Origin of the sequence: Pseudoalteromonas sp. PPB1 (genome assembly GCF_015356275.1) — a bacterium.
GTDB lineage: Bacteria > Pseudomonadota > Gammaproteobacteria > Enterobacterales > Alteromonadaceae > Pseudoalteromonas > Pseudoalteromonas rubra_D.
The window spans coordinates 176,055-192,396 of sequence record NZ_JACEQV010000012.1 but is presented as its reverse complement, the minus strand read 5'-3'; the positions used below and the strand labels follow the sequence as shown (position 1 = coordinate 192,396).

Genomic DNA, 16,342 nt, shown 5'->3' with positions numbered 1-16,342 from the left:
AGACTAATGGTATCTGCGAACGCTTCCACAAAACGATACTGCAAGAGTTCTATCAGGTGACATTTCGCAAAAAATTATATAGCTCTCTGGAAGAGCTTCAAAAGGACCTGGACGAGTGGATAAATTACTACAATAATGACCGAACTCATCAAGGAAAAAAATGCTGTGGCAGAACGCCACTTGAAACATTATTAGATGGGAAATCGCTCTGGGCTGAAAAGAATTTAGCCCAAATCTAGACTGACAATCACCGATTGAAAAACGGGTAACTGTCAGGTCAAGTCTGAGCTAGTACACTTAATTGCCCCGATTGCCTCTTCAATCCTCTCCCAATACAGCTCATACCCTTTCTTTTGATCAGCCAGGTAGTCATGTTTGTTGTAAACAGCCATTACCCCGCGCATGGAGTGCCCGAGCATTTTCTCGGTTACATGCGGGGGAACTTCCAGCTCGCTAAGTAACGTACTGACTGACCGCCTCGCATCGTGTGGCAGGAACTTGGCCATATTGTGCTTACGGTTGAGGTTGGCCCACATGCGCGCACAGAACCGATTAACTGAATGAGTCGTCAGTGACTTGGTTGGAGTACTGCCCGGGATGACCACACCCGTTTTACCGTAGACTAACGCTAACTGCTCCAGCATGCTTTGCATTTTTTTGGTGATCGGGCGGCGGATTGCTTTGTTGGTTTTGGAGTTCTCCGGCGGTAGTGTCCAGATCATGTTGTCAAAGTCGAGGTCTTCCCAGCGCATAAGGCGTACTTCTGACTGCCTGGCTCCGGTCAGGAATATCATTTGCAGGCAAGCTTTACTCGCTGGCGTGGCTTTAGCTGATTCTATCTCTCGCCACAACAGTGCGAGTTCATTAAAACGCAGATAACGCTGACCTTGCGCGGCTGGCTCCCCTACGTCGTTCGCCTGCAAATTAAAGATTGGATTTTGCGGGGCTATATCCCCACGCATAATTGCGCAGCGTAAAATTGTTTTGAGCCTGACCAGCATCACGCTCTCCATTTTGGCAGATCCATTGTCCGACACTGTTTTAAAGTAGGCCACCCAGTCGTGTACTGTCATGGTATCCGGCGCTACCTCTAAATAAGGCATAATCCACTTTTTAACGTGGTTTTGGTAAAGCACCTGGGTTTTTGGTTTAAGTGTGGGTACTTTTATTTCAAGCCATTGCTCTGCCAGTCGCGATACCGTCAGGTTTTCTTCTGGCGGTGATATAAACTTTTTGTACTCCACTCTGGGATCCAACCCTTGCGCAACCCACCCCTTAAGGTGAGGCACTAAATCCTGAGCATCTTTTAAGCCTAACTGGGGGTAATGACCCAGGCCCATAATCACCTGTGTCCCTTTATAACGACAACGATACTGCCACAATACTGCCCCGTTCTTGTTGCGTTTTACGCGCAGGCCATCTCTGTGAGATAATACGCACAGTTGATCTTTCTTGTTGAGCAGGTTGCGCAGTTTAGCATCTGACAATGGCATAAATTTATATACACACTTGGTTTGTTTTATATACACACTTATATACACACTTGTCTGACATTGCAAGAAAAGCCAAGAAATAGCCCGTCACTCTAAATAGGACTAACAGGCTGATTTAAATAGGATTTGGAGCCTTATGGCTACATTAGAAAACACAGAGAATACCCCTACTATCTATTGGCACGATTACGAAACTTGGGGTGCCAGCCCGCAAAAAGACCGGCCGAGTCAGTTTGCCGGGATCCGCACTGACCTGGACTTAAATATCATTGGTGAGCCACTGATTGAATATTGTCGTCCGGCGGCGGATTATTTGCCTCAGCCGGAGGCGTGTCTGGTGACCGGGATCACACCGCAATATGCGCTTAAGCACGGGTTACCGGAAAGTGAGTTTATGGCGAAAATTCACGCTGAATTCAGTAAGCCCAATACCTGTGTCGCTGGGTATAACAGCATTCGGTTTGATGATGAGGTGACCCGTTACAGCCTGTATCGTAACTTTTATGACCCTTATGAGCGCGAGTGGCAAAACGGTAACAGCCGCTGGGATATCATAGATTTGGTGCGTGCCTGTTATGCCCTGCGCCCTGAAGGCATTGTGTGGCCAGAAAAAGAAGATGGCACGCCCAGCTTTCGTCTGGAAGATCTCACCAAAGCCAATGGCATTGAACACGCTGATGCGCACGATGCACTGAGCGATGTCACCGCAACCATCGCGCTGGCAAAATTAATCAAAGAAAAACAGCCAAAGCTGTATCAGTTTTTCTTCTCACTGCGCGGCAAAAAAGCACTGGCCGATCTGATTGATGTGTTTAATATGCAGCCGCTGGTGCATACATCTTCGCGTATTCCGGCCACTCAGGGTTGCACGAGCTGGATTGCACCGATGAGCTTTCACCCGGTCAATAAAAATGCCGTGGTGTGCTTTAACCTGACTAACGATCCACAGGTCCTGCTGGACCTGTCGGTAGAAGAATTACGGGCGCGCTTATATACCAAGCACAGTGACTTAGGCGAAGATGAGCTGCCGGTTGGTCTGAAACTGGTTCACCTGAACAAATGTCCGATATTAGCTCCGGCTAAAACGCTGTTGCCGGAGAACGCAGCACGCCTGGGCATTGACCGCGAACAGTGCCTGGAAAATCTAAAAGTACTGAAATCAAACCCTGAGCTGCGCAACAAGGTGGCTGAAGTGTTTAATGATCAGGGCGACTTTAGCGACACCACCAACCCCGACTATCAGCTATATAACGGCTTTATCAGTAAAGCTGACAAAGCCAAACTGGCCATTGTACGCAGTGCAGCGCCTCATGAATTAGGGTCACTGGCGCTGGAATTTGAAGATCCTAAGTTCCACACCCTGCTGTTCCGTTATCGCGCCAGAAACTGGCCGGAGAGTCTCTCTGAAAACGAATTAGACCAGTGGCGAAAATACTGTCAGAACAAACTGATGCACGGCGAAGATAATCCGTCTATTAATGCTCAGGACTTTATGATCACGCTGGAAAACCTGGTGTACGAACATGAAGGGAATGAAAAGAATTTGGCAGTACTCAAAGCGCTCTACCACTACGCTCAGAGCCTCTAAGCTAACCGGTTAAAAAGGCGGTGATTTATCACCGCCCTCTTCCGTTACAAGCTTTCCTGATAAACCTTAAGCGCTTGCTCCAGATCGGCAATCAGGTCTTCCACATCTTCCAGACCAATATGTAAACGGATCACCGGGCCATGTTGCCAGCCGGTGGTGCTGCGCAATGGCGCCATGCTGGCGTTAGCCGTAACCAGGCTCTCAAAGCCCCCCCAGGAAAAGCCCATCTTAAAATGATGCAGACTGTCGAGGAAACGGTTAATGGCTTTACGATGTCCCTGTTTCATGACAACAGAGAACAACCCATTACTGCCGCTAAAGTCGCGTTTAAAAAACTCATGCCCGGGACAACTTTTTAAAGCCGGGTGGCGTACATGATCAACCAGCGGGTGGCCCGCCAGCCAGTTGGCAACCTGCAATGCCGATTTCTCATGCTGCTGTAAACGCACCGGCATAGTTCGCAAGCCACGCAATGCCAGATAAGCATCGTCCGCCGAGGTACACTGGCCCAGCAGATAGGAATTTTCGCGCAGTGTTGGCCACAGGGTTTCGTTGGCAACAGCTACACCCATCATGACATCTGAATGACCAACAATATATTTGGTGGCAGCCTGAATACTGATATCTACCCCATGCTCAAGCGGGCGATAATGCCAGCCATTACCATAAGTGTTATCCAGCATAGTGATGAGGCCCTTTGCCTTGGCCACTTTAACCAGGCTGGGCACGTCTTGCACTTCCATCGTGATAGAGCCCGGAGATTCCAGGAACAGGACTTTGGTGTTGTCCTGGATCAGAGACTCGATATCTGAGCCTATCAATGGATCATAATACGTTGTCGTGATGCCAAGTCCGGAAAGGATCTTGTCACAAAAATCGCGCGTGGGTTCATACGCAGTGTCAACCATTAACAGGTGGTCACCGGTTTTCAAAAATGACAACAAAGCTTGTGAAATTGCCGCAGCGCCTGACGGATACAGCGCACAACCCGCGCCATTTTCCAGCTCCATAATGGCGTCTTGCAGTGCAAAATGGGTATTGGTACCTCGACGCCCGTAAAATAAGGTTCGTTTGCCTCGCTCGGAAATGGCTTCCTGCATATCAGCAACGGAATCAAAAACGACGGTTGATGCCCGTTGTACAACCGGGTTAACAACGCCTTTGGTGTACTGGGATTTGCGGCCTACAGCCACCAGTTTGGTATTCTTCTTCATAAAGTGCTCAATTTTGGACTAGGTGCATCATTGCTGACGCCAGTATTCAATCAGATATCGGGAGATAGAGTCTTTTCGGGTCAGTTTGTAACCCGGCGCATCGTCTCCCCACTCGGCAAAACCGTCGAGATCTTCCCGGGAAAACCAGTGTGCCTGCTCCAGTTCGTCCTGCTCAACAAAGATTTCGGTGCTTTTTGCTGTTGCAATAAAGCCTAGCATAATAGACGACGGAAATGGCCAGGGCTGCGAAGCCAGGTAGCGTACCTCATCAACATCAACCCCCGCTTCCTCTTTCACTTCACGGATCACGGCTCGCTCAAGCGTTTCACCCGGGTCAACAAACCCAGCCAAGGTTGAATACACGCCTTCAGGCCACTGCGCCTGACGACCAAGTAAACAACGCTCAACCCCATCGGGAAAGGTATGCGAGACCAGCATAATCACGGCAGGATCAGTACGCGGAAACGTCATATGGCGGCATTCAGGATCGTTACACAAGCGCGCATGTCCGGCTTCAACAGAACTATTTGGGCTGCCACAACGGCCACAAAAGCGGTGCGTTTTGTGCCAGTAACATAATCCTCGCGCCAATACGCCCACCGAGGCCAGCTCAATATCCAGCTTTGGGCCTATGGTCCGCATGTCTTCGAAATGGAAAGCCTGATTATCGACATGTTCTTCAAAACTGACATCAATGCAGCGCTGAAGCAACTCTTGCTCAACCTCGCTTACATCAAGTGCAAAATAGCTATGTGTATCGTCAATACCTAAAAAAACAGCTTCTGCACGGTCTAGTGTGGCAATCTGCGACTGAGATAACAGTGCCAATTCACGCTTTTCACTCACAATCAGATTTTTATTATTCCACACCAATAACCAGCGGCTTTTTTCGCCATATTGGCCCAACAGCCAGTTAGGGTCTTTACGTTCAGCCGAGGCCCGATCCAGGTTCATTTGCGTGTAGTGCAGCACGACGTTCATCCTTTTCTTGTTCTTTGAGGACACGCTAACATAGCTGGGCCGAATGCCAATAGCTTTGCGGCAAAAAAAAAGCCCTTACGGGCTTGAACTACAGTGTGATATCACACTACAGAGAGGCAAGATATTCCTGAAGCTTTTGGTTTTCAGCTTCAATATGCTTATAGAATTCGATGTCTTTTAGTTTACTGGCCGCACCTTCATCTAACACAATAACGGCGTGACGGTGCATTTGCAGTGCCGACGCAGGACATGCGGCAGTTAACGGCCCTTCTATCATGGCGTGCACGGCGTCCGCTTTATTTTCGCCAGTCGCAAGCAACACGACTTTACGTGCGTCCAGGATAGTCCCGATCCCCATAGTGATTGATAAATGAGGCTGGTACTCGTCGGCCGCAAAGAAGCGTGCATTATCGTCAATGGTTGCCTTAGTCAGAGTTTTGACCCGAGTACGTGATGTCAGGCCTGAAGAAGGCTCATTAAAACCAATGTGGCCATTACGACCAATACCCAAGAGCTGAACGTCAATACCGCCCGCGGCGCTGATCTGTGCTTCATATTCTTTGCAGGCTTCAATTGGGTTTTTAGCATCACCCGGCGGAACATGCGTATTATCTTTGTTAATGTCTACATGATTGAACAGCTGTTCATTCATAAAATAGCGATAGCTTTGCGGGTGCTCGCCATCCAACCCAAGGTATTCATCCAGATTAAACGTTTTTGCTTTGCTGAAGCTCACCGAACCCGCTTCGTTACGACGGATAAGTTCCTGATACAAAGCAACGGGCGTTGACCCTGTGGCAAGTCCCAATACAGAGCCTGCGTTACGTGCTAACTGTTGAGTGAAAATATCGGCACCATATGCCGCAACTTCTGCTGCGTTTTTTAGAATTACTATTTGCATAATGTAAGGCTCAAGGTTGTGAACAAACAGGAAAAATGGGATCTGAACCTTGCTTTGCGTGCAATCAAAACAAGGTCAGATCAAAACCTAACTGGGATACACTGTTTAGGTTATTACCATTATGACAACGCTGTCATTATTAGAGAAAAAAGCGCGCTTGTAAAGTAAAAGTGATAAAAAAATGTACTTTTTTTATAGCCAAATAAAAATGGCCCTTACAACGGGCATTTTGAGTTTGCTAACTAAATATTGGAGTTAGTATGTTTTGCGTTATTACACACTAACAATGATCTTACGCTTGTACATCCAGTGTAATACCAGAAGCTGAACCGCCAGCAGAGCACATACACTGATCAATGCCTGCCAGTGCGCAGGCACAGCATTAATGATACCGCCAAATACACTACGGCTAATAAAGGCCCAGTCAACCAGACTCGAGGCCAGATAAATAATGATAGAATTGGCGCCAATAATCACGAATGGATAAGCCAGTTTTTGACCATTGAGTATATCTACCAGCGTAAAGAAAATGGCAAGAAAAATTGCGCTCCAGCCCACGGTGACCAGCACAAAAGAACTCGTCCATAACTCTTTGTTAACCGGGAATTGTAAATCCCATAGCCAGCCTAACGCCAGGCTGACGATACCTGCGACAAACAAACGCCCTGCTACCTGCCACTGTCCGAGTTTATCCGATTGAGCTATCAGCTGGCCTGCAAACACGCCCGCTATCGCATTAACGATGGCAGGAAAGCTGGACAAAATCCCCTCCGGATCAACCGGACGGTTTTGATAGGTAATCCCGGGTAACAGTGCCTGATCGACCCAAGCATTCCAGCTGCCTGCCGGTGTGAGTTCACCAGCACTGCCACCAGGGACCGGAATAAAGCAAAGTAGCAACCAGTAGGCCAGCAAAATACCCACGCCTGTAAAAGCTGTGGTCTTCAAACTACAATGCCATACCAGCATGGCACAGAAAAGCCACGCAATAGCAATCCGCCCAAGCACACTGGCATACCGGATCTCACCGAGATCAGCAGGTATACCTGTTCCCCAGCCATGATTATATAGCACCCCAAATAGGCACAGTAAGCCAAGTCGCTTAATCGCTTTTATGTAAATGGGTTTACGCTCTGCCATTGGCAGGTGGTCAATGCGCTTGGGTCTGAGTCCCATTGCCACACCTGACAAAAAGATGAACAAGGGAAATATCAGGTCGTAAAAAGTGAAACCATGCCAGGCACTGTGGAGCGTTTGGGCTTCAAATATCTTCCACCCCTGCCAGCCGGTTAAAACAAACAATGCGGCAAATATGGACTGACCACCGAGGATCCAGAACATATCCATACCGCGTAAAGCATCGAGTGATGCCAGTCTTTTCTTATTATTTGACATAGTTACAGCCTACACAAACAAAAAATCCCCGCTAAACTGCAGCGGGGTTTTTTACCCAGGGAAAATTATACGCGTTGCCCGTTAATAAAAGTCTGCAACACATGAAGATCGTCATCGAGCACAACAAAGTCGGCATCGGCGTCGTCGATAAGGCGCCCTTTAGTTGCCAATCCCAAATATTGTGCTGGGTATAAAGAAGCCATCCGCAGCGCTTCTGACAAGGTAACATCTAGCGTATTGACACTATTGCGCACCGCACTGGCCATGTCCAAAACACTGCCGGCCAACTCACCTGTGGTCGAATTTAATCTGTCACCCGTGCGGATCACCTTACGGCCATCGAAAAAGTCAAACTCCTGATCATCGGTGCCCACAGGAGGCATAGCATCAGTTACCAGCATGATTTTACCGCGCTGTTTACTACGAATAGCCAGTTTTGCCGACGCAGGATGGACATGGTGACCGTCAACGATCAGACCACACCAGGCATTGTCTTCCCACAATGCAGCACCTACGACACCGGGTTCACGTGAGGTATACGCCGACATAGCATTGAACAAATGAGTGAAGCCATCAGCCCCTGCTTCCAATGCAGCCATGGTGGTTTCAAAGTCAGCATTAGAATGACCAATCGACACTTTCACGCCCAGTTCAACCAGACGTTTGATGTCACTCAGAGGCACAGTTTCCGGTGCCAGAGTCACCATCTTGATCCCTAAATCTGTACGGGCATAAATAGCAAATTCACGCTCAGAGATAGGACGAATAAATTGCTCGCTGTGTGTTCCCTTCTTTGGGTGGGACAGGTGTGGACCTTCAAAATGGATCCCGGCAACACCTGGCTCTTTACGGGCAATGGCCTCTGCAACAGCATCTGCGGCTTGCTCCATAACGGCAATCTGATCGGTGATCAGCGTTGGCATCAAAGCGGTTGAACCAAACTGCGCATGTGCTGTGACAATGGTTGTCAGGCACGATAAGGTCGGATCAGCATTTAAAAAGCCACCGCCGCCGCCATTAACCTGAACATCAATGAAACCTGGTACGGTAAGCCCTTCCAATCGCGTTACGTCACTGCTCGACGGGTGCGATTCAAATCTAAGTCTGCCATTGTCGACAACAAACTCAACATCGTTTTTAAATTGTGTGCCGTCAAACAAACGGCTGGCCAAAAATCTGTTCATATTTTATACCAAGTGCTCCGATTGACGTTGAATGCTTTGCATGGCGAAGTAAATAGCGCCCATTTCAGGCGGCTGCTTTGGCAGCTCTACTTGCTTTGCCACTTCCGGATCTAACCACTGGCTAAGCGGCTCAGATAAACCACCAATCATTGATAGCCTGGGCGGGTTGTTCTCCAGAAGTTTGCGCGCAAGGCGACTAACATAGTCAGCACCGGTTTTAACAATCTCCAAGGCAAGCGAGTCTCCGCTTTTCGCTGCATCCAATACATAGCGCGCCAGTTTGGCGTAACTGCTAGATGGTTGCCCTGCCATTTGCTCAGCAATGCCCATCGCAGTATTGGTGTTGAAATGCTGTAAGAAAACCTGCGATAGTACTGTGTTTGGCCCTAACCCGTCCAAGTCCAACAATACGGCTTTTACCGCTTCCAGACCCATCCAGGAGCCACTGCCAATATCTCCCTGAGCAAAGCCATGTCCACCATAATTAGCACTTTTACCATCCACCAGCACAAAGCCACAAGAGCCAGTTCCGGTGATAATCACTGCGCCATCTTCACCTTCATGTGCACCGATACACGCTGTATGCAAGTCGGTGGTCAGAAACATCTGTTTAAACGGGTGATCCCAGCGCATAATTTTGTCATATAAGCTAGGTAGATTAACGCCTGCAAGGCCTAAACCCGCATTGAGTTCATGTACCTGCTCTACTCTGAGTCCTGCGTCCTGCAATGCCAGTTGAGTAGAAACCATGATTGACTCTAAGGTTCTTTCAAATCCGTGCAGCGGATTCGCAGGACCGCCAAGACCAGTGCCTAGTACGCCATGTATTGCAGAGTATATGGTGGCACGGCATTTCGTCCCTCCACCATCGATACCTATATATAACTGGTCATGTTCAACCTGTTTAGCCATCATGTAGCGACCCCTAAAAGTGTGATTGGTGCCTCCTCATCCAAAGGCAACCAGTATTCAGTCATGTTGATTTGATGTTACACAACAAATGACAGCGTTGTCATTAAGTTTTTTATTATTTTTTCGCAGTGTGAAAAATTTTAATATTGCATACTTTTGCTTAATTGTCAGAAAAATTTTTGCAAGGAACTGAATATTGTCCTTTTTCTTCGACAAAATCCGGCATATTCAGATACAGAACATCAGCTTGATTTAATACCCATTTGATAAATGGCGTCGCCAATCTAGAGATGGTGACATCACAACGAGCGCTATGAGAAATTTTAACACTGTTTGCTACACGCCGACTCTCTACAACTGAAGACCGATTAATACAGAGTGCTACGCAAGTATATTTCGAAACGCAAAACGGCGCTTTCGCGCCGTTTAATATGCCTGTCAGGCTCAACTCATCCTTATTGGTGATACACCCATTCGGATAAGCTAATCAGGGTTATTTAACGCCCAGCTCCTGAAGACGTTCTTGCAGATAACTATCAGCTGTATAGCGCTCAGACAGTACTACGTCAGGACGAGGATGCAGGAAAAGCGGCAGCGAGATGCGCGACTTATCACTGGCTTTACCCGTTGGGTTGATCACTCGGTGAATAGTAGACGGGAAATAACCACCAGACGCTTCTTGCAACATATCACCAATGTTAATGATCAGGTTGCCAAAGTCACACGGCACGTCTAACCAGCTGCCGTCTTGTCTTTGTACTTGCAGACCTGGCTCATTTGCTGCGGGTAGCACCGTCAAAAGGTTGATATCGCCATGTGCTGCTGCACGGATAGCACCTGGTTCTTCGTCACCTGTCATCGGCGGATAGTGTAAAACACGCAGTAGCGTTTGCTCAGAATCTTTGATCATGTCTTTTAGATCAATCGAGAACTTGGCACGCACATCTTCAGGCGCTTCGGCCTGTACCCAGCTTAATAGCTGCGCCGCAAATTCATTTGCCAGACGGTAGTACTCACGAATTTCCGCGTCCAGCTGCGCCGGTACGCGACCTTTTGGATAAACGTGGAAGTACTCTTTAATATCTTTAATTGTGAAGCCCTTTGCAACTTCAGATACATCAGGCGGAAAATAGCCGTCTTGCGTTTCTTTATTAAATAAAAACGCGTGCTTTTCTTCTGAGTTAAAGAATTCTTGCCAGTTTTTATAGATAGACTCAACCAGTTCCTGAGGAATTGGGTGATTCTTTAGTACACCAAAGCCCGTAGAGCGCAGAGATTCAACAAATTGTTTCGCCGCGTCAGGCGCTTGATAGTCAACTGTAGGTAGCTGTTGCATAATGGTTCCACCGATATATTAACGTGACTTAAATTCAAAAAATTAACTGCAACTCGAACATTGAAAATTAACTTTTTGAATTAAGATAAAATCTTGCTCGCGAGCTTAGAGAAATACACCGCCGCAGATAAGGACTTATGTCCGCCCACTCCCTCAATAATCCCCCTGATTGACTCAGATCAAACTGCATCCACGGGCAAAGATATTTGCCACTCCAGACCATGCTGGTGATTGCGCACACTGTACGTGCCGTCCAAAGCATTAACAATCAAATTAGCCGCCACCGAAGCGCTCAGTCCCACATGGCCAGTGTTGCCTCTTTTTGTCGTCACAAACGGTTTGAGCATGTCTTCTTCCGAAATCCCATCCAGCCCTAAGCCATTATCCGCACAGCTGATACTCAGTACCCCATCCTCTATTGAGATCACGATATTCACCTGAAGCGCACCCTCCTGGCGGCCATGAGATAGAGAATTGGCAATCAAAGTGTCTAATACCGATGCCACTAACCCACCATCAAACACTGCTACCTGGTTCTGATTGACAGCGACATGGACATCAACGGGTTTGTCCGACCAAGCACTGTGGACTTTGTCAGCAAGGTCGATCAGGTTCACTCGAGTCGGTGACACTGGACACTCTACCCGGGCAATCTGCTTCACCATAGAGACAAATTTTGCCACCCGAGTCAGGTTTTTCTGGCTTAACGCCAGGCTGGTATCACATTGTGCCAGCTTATCTGCAAATACCTCCGGGTCGGCGCTATTGGTTTGCAAAGCTGATATGAGTTTATGCACCGTATCAGAACAATGGCTCACCGCAGTGATGGCCGTTCCCAGTGGCGTATTTATTTCATGGGCAACCCCTATAACCATTTCGTTCATGACTTGAGAAAGCTGCTGCTTAACCGCACTTTTTTGTGCATCCAGTAATTTTATTTGGGTATCAACTCTGGCGAGGATTTCGGCTGGAATAAAAGGCTTGGTGATATAATCGTTGCCGCCTGCGTGGAGTGCTTCGACTATCCAGTCGGTGTCGCTATGGACGCTGACAAAAATCACCGGGATATGACTAGTGTGTTTTTCCGTTTTCAGTATCTTACACAGTTCAATGCCTGACGTCCCAGGCATTTTTATATCCGTGATCACCAGCTCAGGTGGTTTACGCTTAATAATGTTTAAGGCTATTTCAGCATTTATCGCCGCCAGTACCGTATGTCCTTGCTGGCGCAGGATCAATTGCAGCATGTGCAGGTTTTCAGCAACATCATCAACCACCAAAATGTCTGCCATTCCTTTATCCTCCTCATTGCTTTGCACACTTTCAGTAAGCATAGCTTGAGAAATGGCCGCACGCGACTATGGTTACTATGTTAGTAAACTCAACGGTGTGGCGTATATATGGGTGTAAGATTTAGAGTAAATATCGTTTATTCGGTGATACTGTCGTTGTTGATTATTGCAGCCTTATTACTCCTTCTTAATTTTGCCAAAATAGCGCCCATTAATGAAAAGCTCGACAACCTTACTACCCTCAGCACTGTCTCATCCAGCCTCACAGCGCATGCGCAAAGCCACACTGTTCAGCTTGCCCTATACCTGAATAAGTCGCAGCCCGATCAACTCAAAAAACTGGCCATATTCAGTACGTCCGAGTTATCGCTCGTCACGGGTACACAGATCTCGCCAGATATCGCGCAGGCAAACCAGAAACCAGTCAGCCTGCTCGAGGCCATTGCCGCTCTGCCAGTTGAATCTTCGGCTGCTCAGCTTGCAACGCTGCATAGTGACCTGAGACAGCTTTTTATCCAGACCTATGCTGAGCTCAATCAACCAAATTTAGTCGCTTCACCATTTAACTTGGCACATTATTATACAGAACTAAAGCACATAACGGCTGAGTTAGAGCAATTGAATGGGCTCTTCATGCAGCAAAGTCGACAACTGAGAGGTGATAAAGAGCGCATATTTATACAACTTAAGACACTCATTATCTGGGGTGTTGTATTGCTTGGCGCAGCCACGTTATTGGCCGCCTGGTGGAGCAATTTTGGACTGTTCGAGCCGCTGAAAAGGCTATATCTGGCTTTACACAACGCCAACCAAACGGGCAATACAAAATTACAACTCCCCGAACAGCTTGGCACTGAGCTCAGTGGGCTGGCGAATGTTGTTGGAAAGATGCATGACAAACTTCACAATCGGATAGAAATCGCTAAATTACGAGAAATGTTTAATCAGGGGATCAGACATAGCCGTGATCCGGATGAATTGCGGCGCTTTGCTCTGGAGTTTTTTGCCACCCATTATGCCGCTCCCAGCGTGGCTATTTGTAACACAGATGAAAATACACTGATACCAATTCAAACCATTGGCTGCCCACCCTGCTTAGATGACCTGAGTATCCAATACGCTCAATTATGTCGTACATTAACACGCCAGAGTCTGGACGCTGGCAGCAGCGCCTTTGAAGTAAAAGCAGGTGCCGTAGTTATTTCAATAAAAAGCGCAGCACTGTATCCCTTGCTGGTCAACAACCAGCTCAGAGGTGCATTGTATATTGCCAGTGTTGAGCACTTCGATTGTGAGCAACAAAGCAGTATCCAGCAGCTGTGCGAAGACCTCGCTATCCAGATACAGCTTTGTGAAAATGCCCAACAACAGCTTGCAGCTGAAACAGCCCTGTCACAGCATCTTGAAATGATGCTGCACATTCTGAATGCCATTCCCAACCCCACTTATTATCGGGATATTCATGGCACCTTTTTAGGTGTTAACCGAGCATTTCTGGATTTTCTGGATCTGTTTGAAGCCGAAGTAACCGGTATGCGCATACAGGACGTGTTCGACGTTTACACCACAGGTTATCTGGAGCAAAAGTCTCGTTATACGATAGAGCAGCAGGCACAACATCAGTTTGAGCTGAAGCTGGAAAACGGTCAGCAGGAATCACGAGAGCTAATCGTTCATGAAGCCCCCTTCTTTGATGGGTTTAAAGAGGTTGGCGGTGTAGTGGGCACCTTTTTAGACATGACTGAACGTAATGAGCTGGAACGCAACATGCTCGCAGCCAAAGAGCTCGCTGACAAAAATGCCAAAGTAAAAAGTGAGTTTCTTGCCAATATGAGTCACGAAATTCGCTCCCCTATGAATGCCATTATAGGTATGGCGCACCTGGCGCTGAATACACAGCTTGATATCAAACAGCGCAGTTATGTTGAGAAAATTGACAATGCTGCTAAGCAGTTGCTTAAACTCCTGAATGACATTCTGGATTTCTCGAAAATCGAAGCGGGTAAAGTCGAAATTGAATCAACCCATTTTCAACTTGATAAGGTGCTGGATAATGTGGCAACTATCGTGGGCTTCAAGGCAGATGAAAAGCAACTGGAGTTAGTATTTGATGTTCATCCGGATGTGGCCAATGACTATATCGGCGACCCTCTGCGTATCAGTCAGGTGCTGATCAATCTGGCCGGGAATGCCGTGAAGTTCACAGAACAAGGCCATGTCACCGTCAACATTAGCTATCAGAGTGAGGATGAACAAAGTGCCCGGCTGCTTTTCAGTGTCATTGATACCGGAATAGGGTTAAGCCAGGAGCAACAAACCCGGTTATTCCAATCATTTGCGCAGGCAGATACCTCCATTACCCGCAAATACGGCGGCACGGGTCTGGGGCTGACGATTTCACAACATCTGGTGAAACTAATGGGTGGCGAAATTTTTGTCGAGAGCGAACTGGGTAAAGGGTCTACGTTCTACTTTACCTTGCCGTTGCCCTTTGCAACCCCTACCCGTCTTTTGAGTCAGCCTGCTGAACACTTCAAAGATAAAATGGCGCTGGTAGTAGACGATAATGCCCTGGCACGCGAAGTGATGGCTGCAATGCTGAAAAAATTTGGTATCGCTTCTAAGCTGTTCTCTTCCGGTGACGCCTGTATCGAGTACGTACGGAATCAACAGCCGCACTTTGATATTGCGTTTATTGACTGGCACATGCCGCAAAAAGACGGCATTGATACCATTATGGAGTTACATGCCCAGTCTCCGGCAAGTCAATATGCCCTGGTCACCGCCTATGGACGGGAGTTGGGGCTGAAGGACGAACAAAAGCACATTATCTCCAGCATTCTGTTGAAACCCATTAACCCATCCAGCGTATTCGATTGCTTACAAGCCTGTCTGGCGCCTCAACCACAGCAGCTCAATACGAGTTGTCCAGCCCAGGATAGCAGGCTATCCGGATTAACCATCTTGGTAGCCGAAGATCAGCCGGTAAATCAGGAAATTGCGGTTGAGATCTTATCTTTCCATGGTGCAATGGTGGAGGTTGCCAACAATGGTCAGGAGGCGTTTAATGCGGTACAAAGTGCCACATTTGATATTGTGCTGATGGACATGCAAATGCCAGTTATGGATGGACTCCAGGCAACACGTGCAATCGGTCAACTTACCAACACAGCCCAACCTCCCATTTTGGCCATGACGGCCAACGCCATGCAAGATGACATTCAGACCTGTCTGGATGCGGGGATGGTGGGTCACATTGCAAAACCTATCGATGTGGAGAATATGGTTGCGACAATCCTGGCCCATACCCGGAAACAGGAGCGAGATGACGTTAACCCGATACCAGTCTCCGCAGAACGTCAAGATGCCACAGTACAGAACACAGAAACCGAGGCAAGTACGTTTGACGGGATAGATATTGAAGCCGGTATTAACCGGGCAGCTGGCAACCGGGAGGTGTATTTTTCACTGCTTGAGAAGTTTGTTAAACAGCAGATAGAAGAGCTTATCAACCTCAAACAGGCCATCACGATAGGCAACACAGAGCTTGCAGAACACATACTCCACGCACTGAAAGGCGCAAGTGCAAACTTATCTATGACCTTTCTGACTGGTCAATGCGCTGAATTGGAATCTCAGCTCAAGGACGCTCTTTTCGACGGGACACAGATAGACAATTTGCTGGATTACATCAGAGACTGTCATGCCCAGATTACACATCATATTGAATCTGGTATTACACACGCTCAAAACGCAGCGGCGCAAAGCGAGGCGAACAGTACCTCAGACACTCACTCAGAGCCGACTGAAGCACCTTTGATAGCGCTAGCTAAGGCGCTGAGAGAGTACGACTCATCTGCCACTGAATTAGTCGCATCACTGCACAACGACGCACCACTGCCTGGCGCTGTGTTAGATGAGTTAAAAGCGCTGATTACTCAGTATGAGTTTGAAAAAGCCCACTCTTTACTTGAGCCTTATGTGCCGCAGCAGGCCTTGTCAGGCAGCGCTGCGGTAGATTAGACAAGGCCTGTTGCCCAGAGAAG

Annotated in this window: 12 protein-coding genes; 3 read left to right on the top strand and 9 right to left on the bottom strand. The window is 47.8% G+C overall.

The window, feature by feature from the left end; all coding sequences use genetic code 11:
• Positions 1-239, top strand: a 239-nt coding sequence (locus IY568_RS14100; protein WP_194867916.1) for an integrase core domain-containing protein, incomplete at its 5' end; no start/stop codon positions are given.
• 33 nt (positions 240-272) lie between these two features.
• Here IY568_RS14100 and IY568_RS14095 read toward each other — a convergent pair.
• Entirely contained in the window at positions 273-1,493 is a 1,221-nt protein-coding gene (locus IY568_RS14095; RefSeq protein WP_194867915.1) for a tyrosine-type recombinase/integrase, read from the bottom strand.
• 136 nt (positions 1,494-1,629) lie between these two features.
• Here IY568_RS14095 and sbcB point away from each other — a divergent pair, with 136 nt between their 5' ends.
• Positions 1,630-3,081 carry an exodeoxyribonuclease I gene (sbcB, locus tag IY568_RS14090; protein WP_194867914.1) on the top strand — a complete coding sequence of 484 codons (1,452 nt, stop codon included), beginning with the start codon at positions 1,630-1,632 and terminating at the stop codon, positions 3,079-3,081.
• Between the two features lie 44 nt (positions 3,082-3,125).
• Here the strand turns inward: sbcB and IY568_RS14085 are convergent, their stop codons facing one another.
• The 8 genes from IY568_RS14085 to IY568_RS14050 form a co-directional block, all read right to left on the bottom strand.
• Positions 3,126-4,295, bottom strand: a complete 1,170-nt coding sequence (locus IY568_RS14085) for a cystathionine beta-lyase (RefSeq protein WP_194867913.1) — start codon at positions 4,293-4,295, stop codon at positions 3,126-3,128.
• Between the two features lie 27 nt (positions 4,296-4,322).
• On the bottom strand, positions 4,323-5,267 hold the full coding sequence (gene nudC / locus IY568_RS14080) for an NAD(+) diphosphatase (protein ID WP_194867919.1): 945 nt from the start codon (positions 5,265-5,267) through the stop codon (positions 4,323-4,325).
• A 115-nt stretch (positions 5,268-5,382) separates the two neighbouring features.
• Complete coding sequence (nagB, locus tag IY568_RS14075) at positions 5,383-6,177, bottom strand: glucosamine-6-phosphate deaminase (RefSeq protein WP_010385341.1); 795 nt, start codon at positions 6,175-6,177, stop codon at positions 5,383-5,385.
• 273 nt (positions 6,178-6,450) lie between these two features.
• The gene (gene nagX / locus IY568_RS14070) at positions 6,451-7,572 is read right to left on the bottom strand and encodes a transmembrane glucosamine N-acetyltransferase NagX (protein ID WP_194867912.1); all 1,122 of its coding nucleotides are present in this window, start codon (positions 7,570-7,572) and stop codon (positions 6,451-6,453) included.
• Positions 7,573-7,637: 65 nt separating this feature from the next.
• Entirely contained in the window at positions 7,638-8,756 is a 1,119-nt protein-coding gene (nagA, locus tag IY568_RS14065; RefSeq protein ID WP_138536883.1) for an N-acetylglucosamine-6-phosphate deacetylase, read from the bottom strand.
• Between the two features lie 3 nt (positions 8,757-8,759).
• Complete coding sequence (nagK, locus tag IY568_RS14060) at positions 8,760-9,671, bottom strand: N-acetylglucosamine kinase (protein WP_125561283.1); 912 nt, start codon at positions 9,669-9,671, stop codon at positions 8,760-8,762.
• Between the two features lie 490 nt (positions 9,672-10,161).
• On the bottom strand, positions 10,162-11,004 hold the full coding sequence (locus tag IY568_RS14055) for an isopenicillin N synthase family dioxygenase (protein ID WP_125561285.1): 843 nt from the start codon (positions 11,002-11,004) through the stop codon (positions 10,162-10,164).
• A gap of 179 nt (positions 11,005-11,183) precedes the next feature.
• On the bottom strand, positions 11,184-12,296 hold the full coding sequence (locus tag IY568_RS14050) for a response regulator (protein ID WP_194867911.1): 1,113 nt from the start codon (positions 12,294-12,296) through the stop codon (positions 11,184-11,186).
• A gap of 108 nt (positions 12,297-12,404) precedes the next feature.
• On the opposite strand from IY568_RS14050, the gene IY568_RS14045 reads away from it, so the two are divergent.
• Positions 12,405-16,319, top strand: coding sequence for a PAS domain-containing hybrid sensor histidine kinase/response regulator (locus IY568_RS14045; RefSeq protein WP_194867910.1), 3,915 nt, complete (start codon positions 12,405-12,407; stop codon positions 16,317-16,319).
• Positions 16,320-16,342 lie beyond the last annotated feature (23 nt).

What these genes read in the sequence shown, in the direction of transcription:
- IY568_RS14095 (WP_194867915.1), bottom strand. Translation starts at nt 1,493, where the DNA reads ATGCCATTGTCAGATGCTAAACTGCGCAACCTGCTCAACAAGAAAGAT.
- sbcB (WP_194867914.1), top strand. Translation starts at nt 1,630, where the DNA reads ATGGCTACATTAGAAAACACAGAGAATACCCCTACTATCTATTGGCAC.
- IY568_RS14085 (WP_194867913.1), bottom strand. Translation starts at nt 4,295, where the DNA reads ATGAAGAAGAATACCAAACTGGTGGCTGTAGGCCGCAAATCCCAGTAC.
- nagB (WP_010385341.1), bottom strand. Translation starts at nt 6,177, where the DNA reads ATGCAAATAGTAATTCTAAAAAACGCAGCAGAAGTTGCGGCATATGGT.
- nagX (WP_194867912.1), bottom strand. Translation starts at nt 7,572, where the DNA reads ATGTCAAATAATAAGAAAAGACTGGCATCACTCGATGCTTTACGCGGT.
- nagA (WP_138536883.1), bottom strand. Translation starts at nt 8,756, where the DNA reads ATGAACAGATTTTTGGCCAGCCGTTTGTTTGACGGCACACAATTTAAA.
- nagK (WP_125561283.1), bottom strand. Translation starts at nt 9,671, where the DNA reads ATGATGGCTAAACAGGTTGAACATGACCAGTTATATATAGGTATCGAT.
- IY568_RS14055 (WP_125561285.1), bottom strand. Translation starts at nt 11,004, where the DNA reads ATGCAACAGCTACCTACAGTTGACTATCAAGCGCCTGACGCGGCGAAA.
- IY568_RS14050 (WP_194867911.1), bottom strand. Translation starts at nt 12,296, where the DNA reads ATGGCAGACATTTTGGTGGTTGATGATGTTGCTGAAAACCTGCACATG.
- IY568_RS14045 (WP_194867910.1), top strand. Translation starts at nt 12,405, where the DNA reads ATGGGTGTAAGATTTAGAGTAAATATCGTTTATTCGGTGATACTGTCG.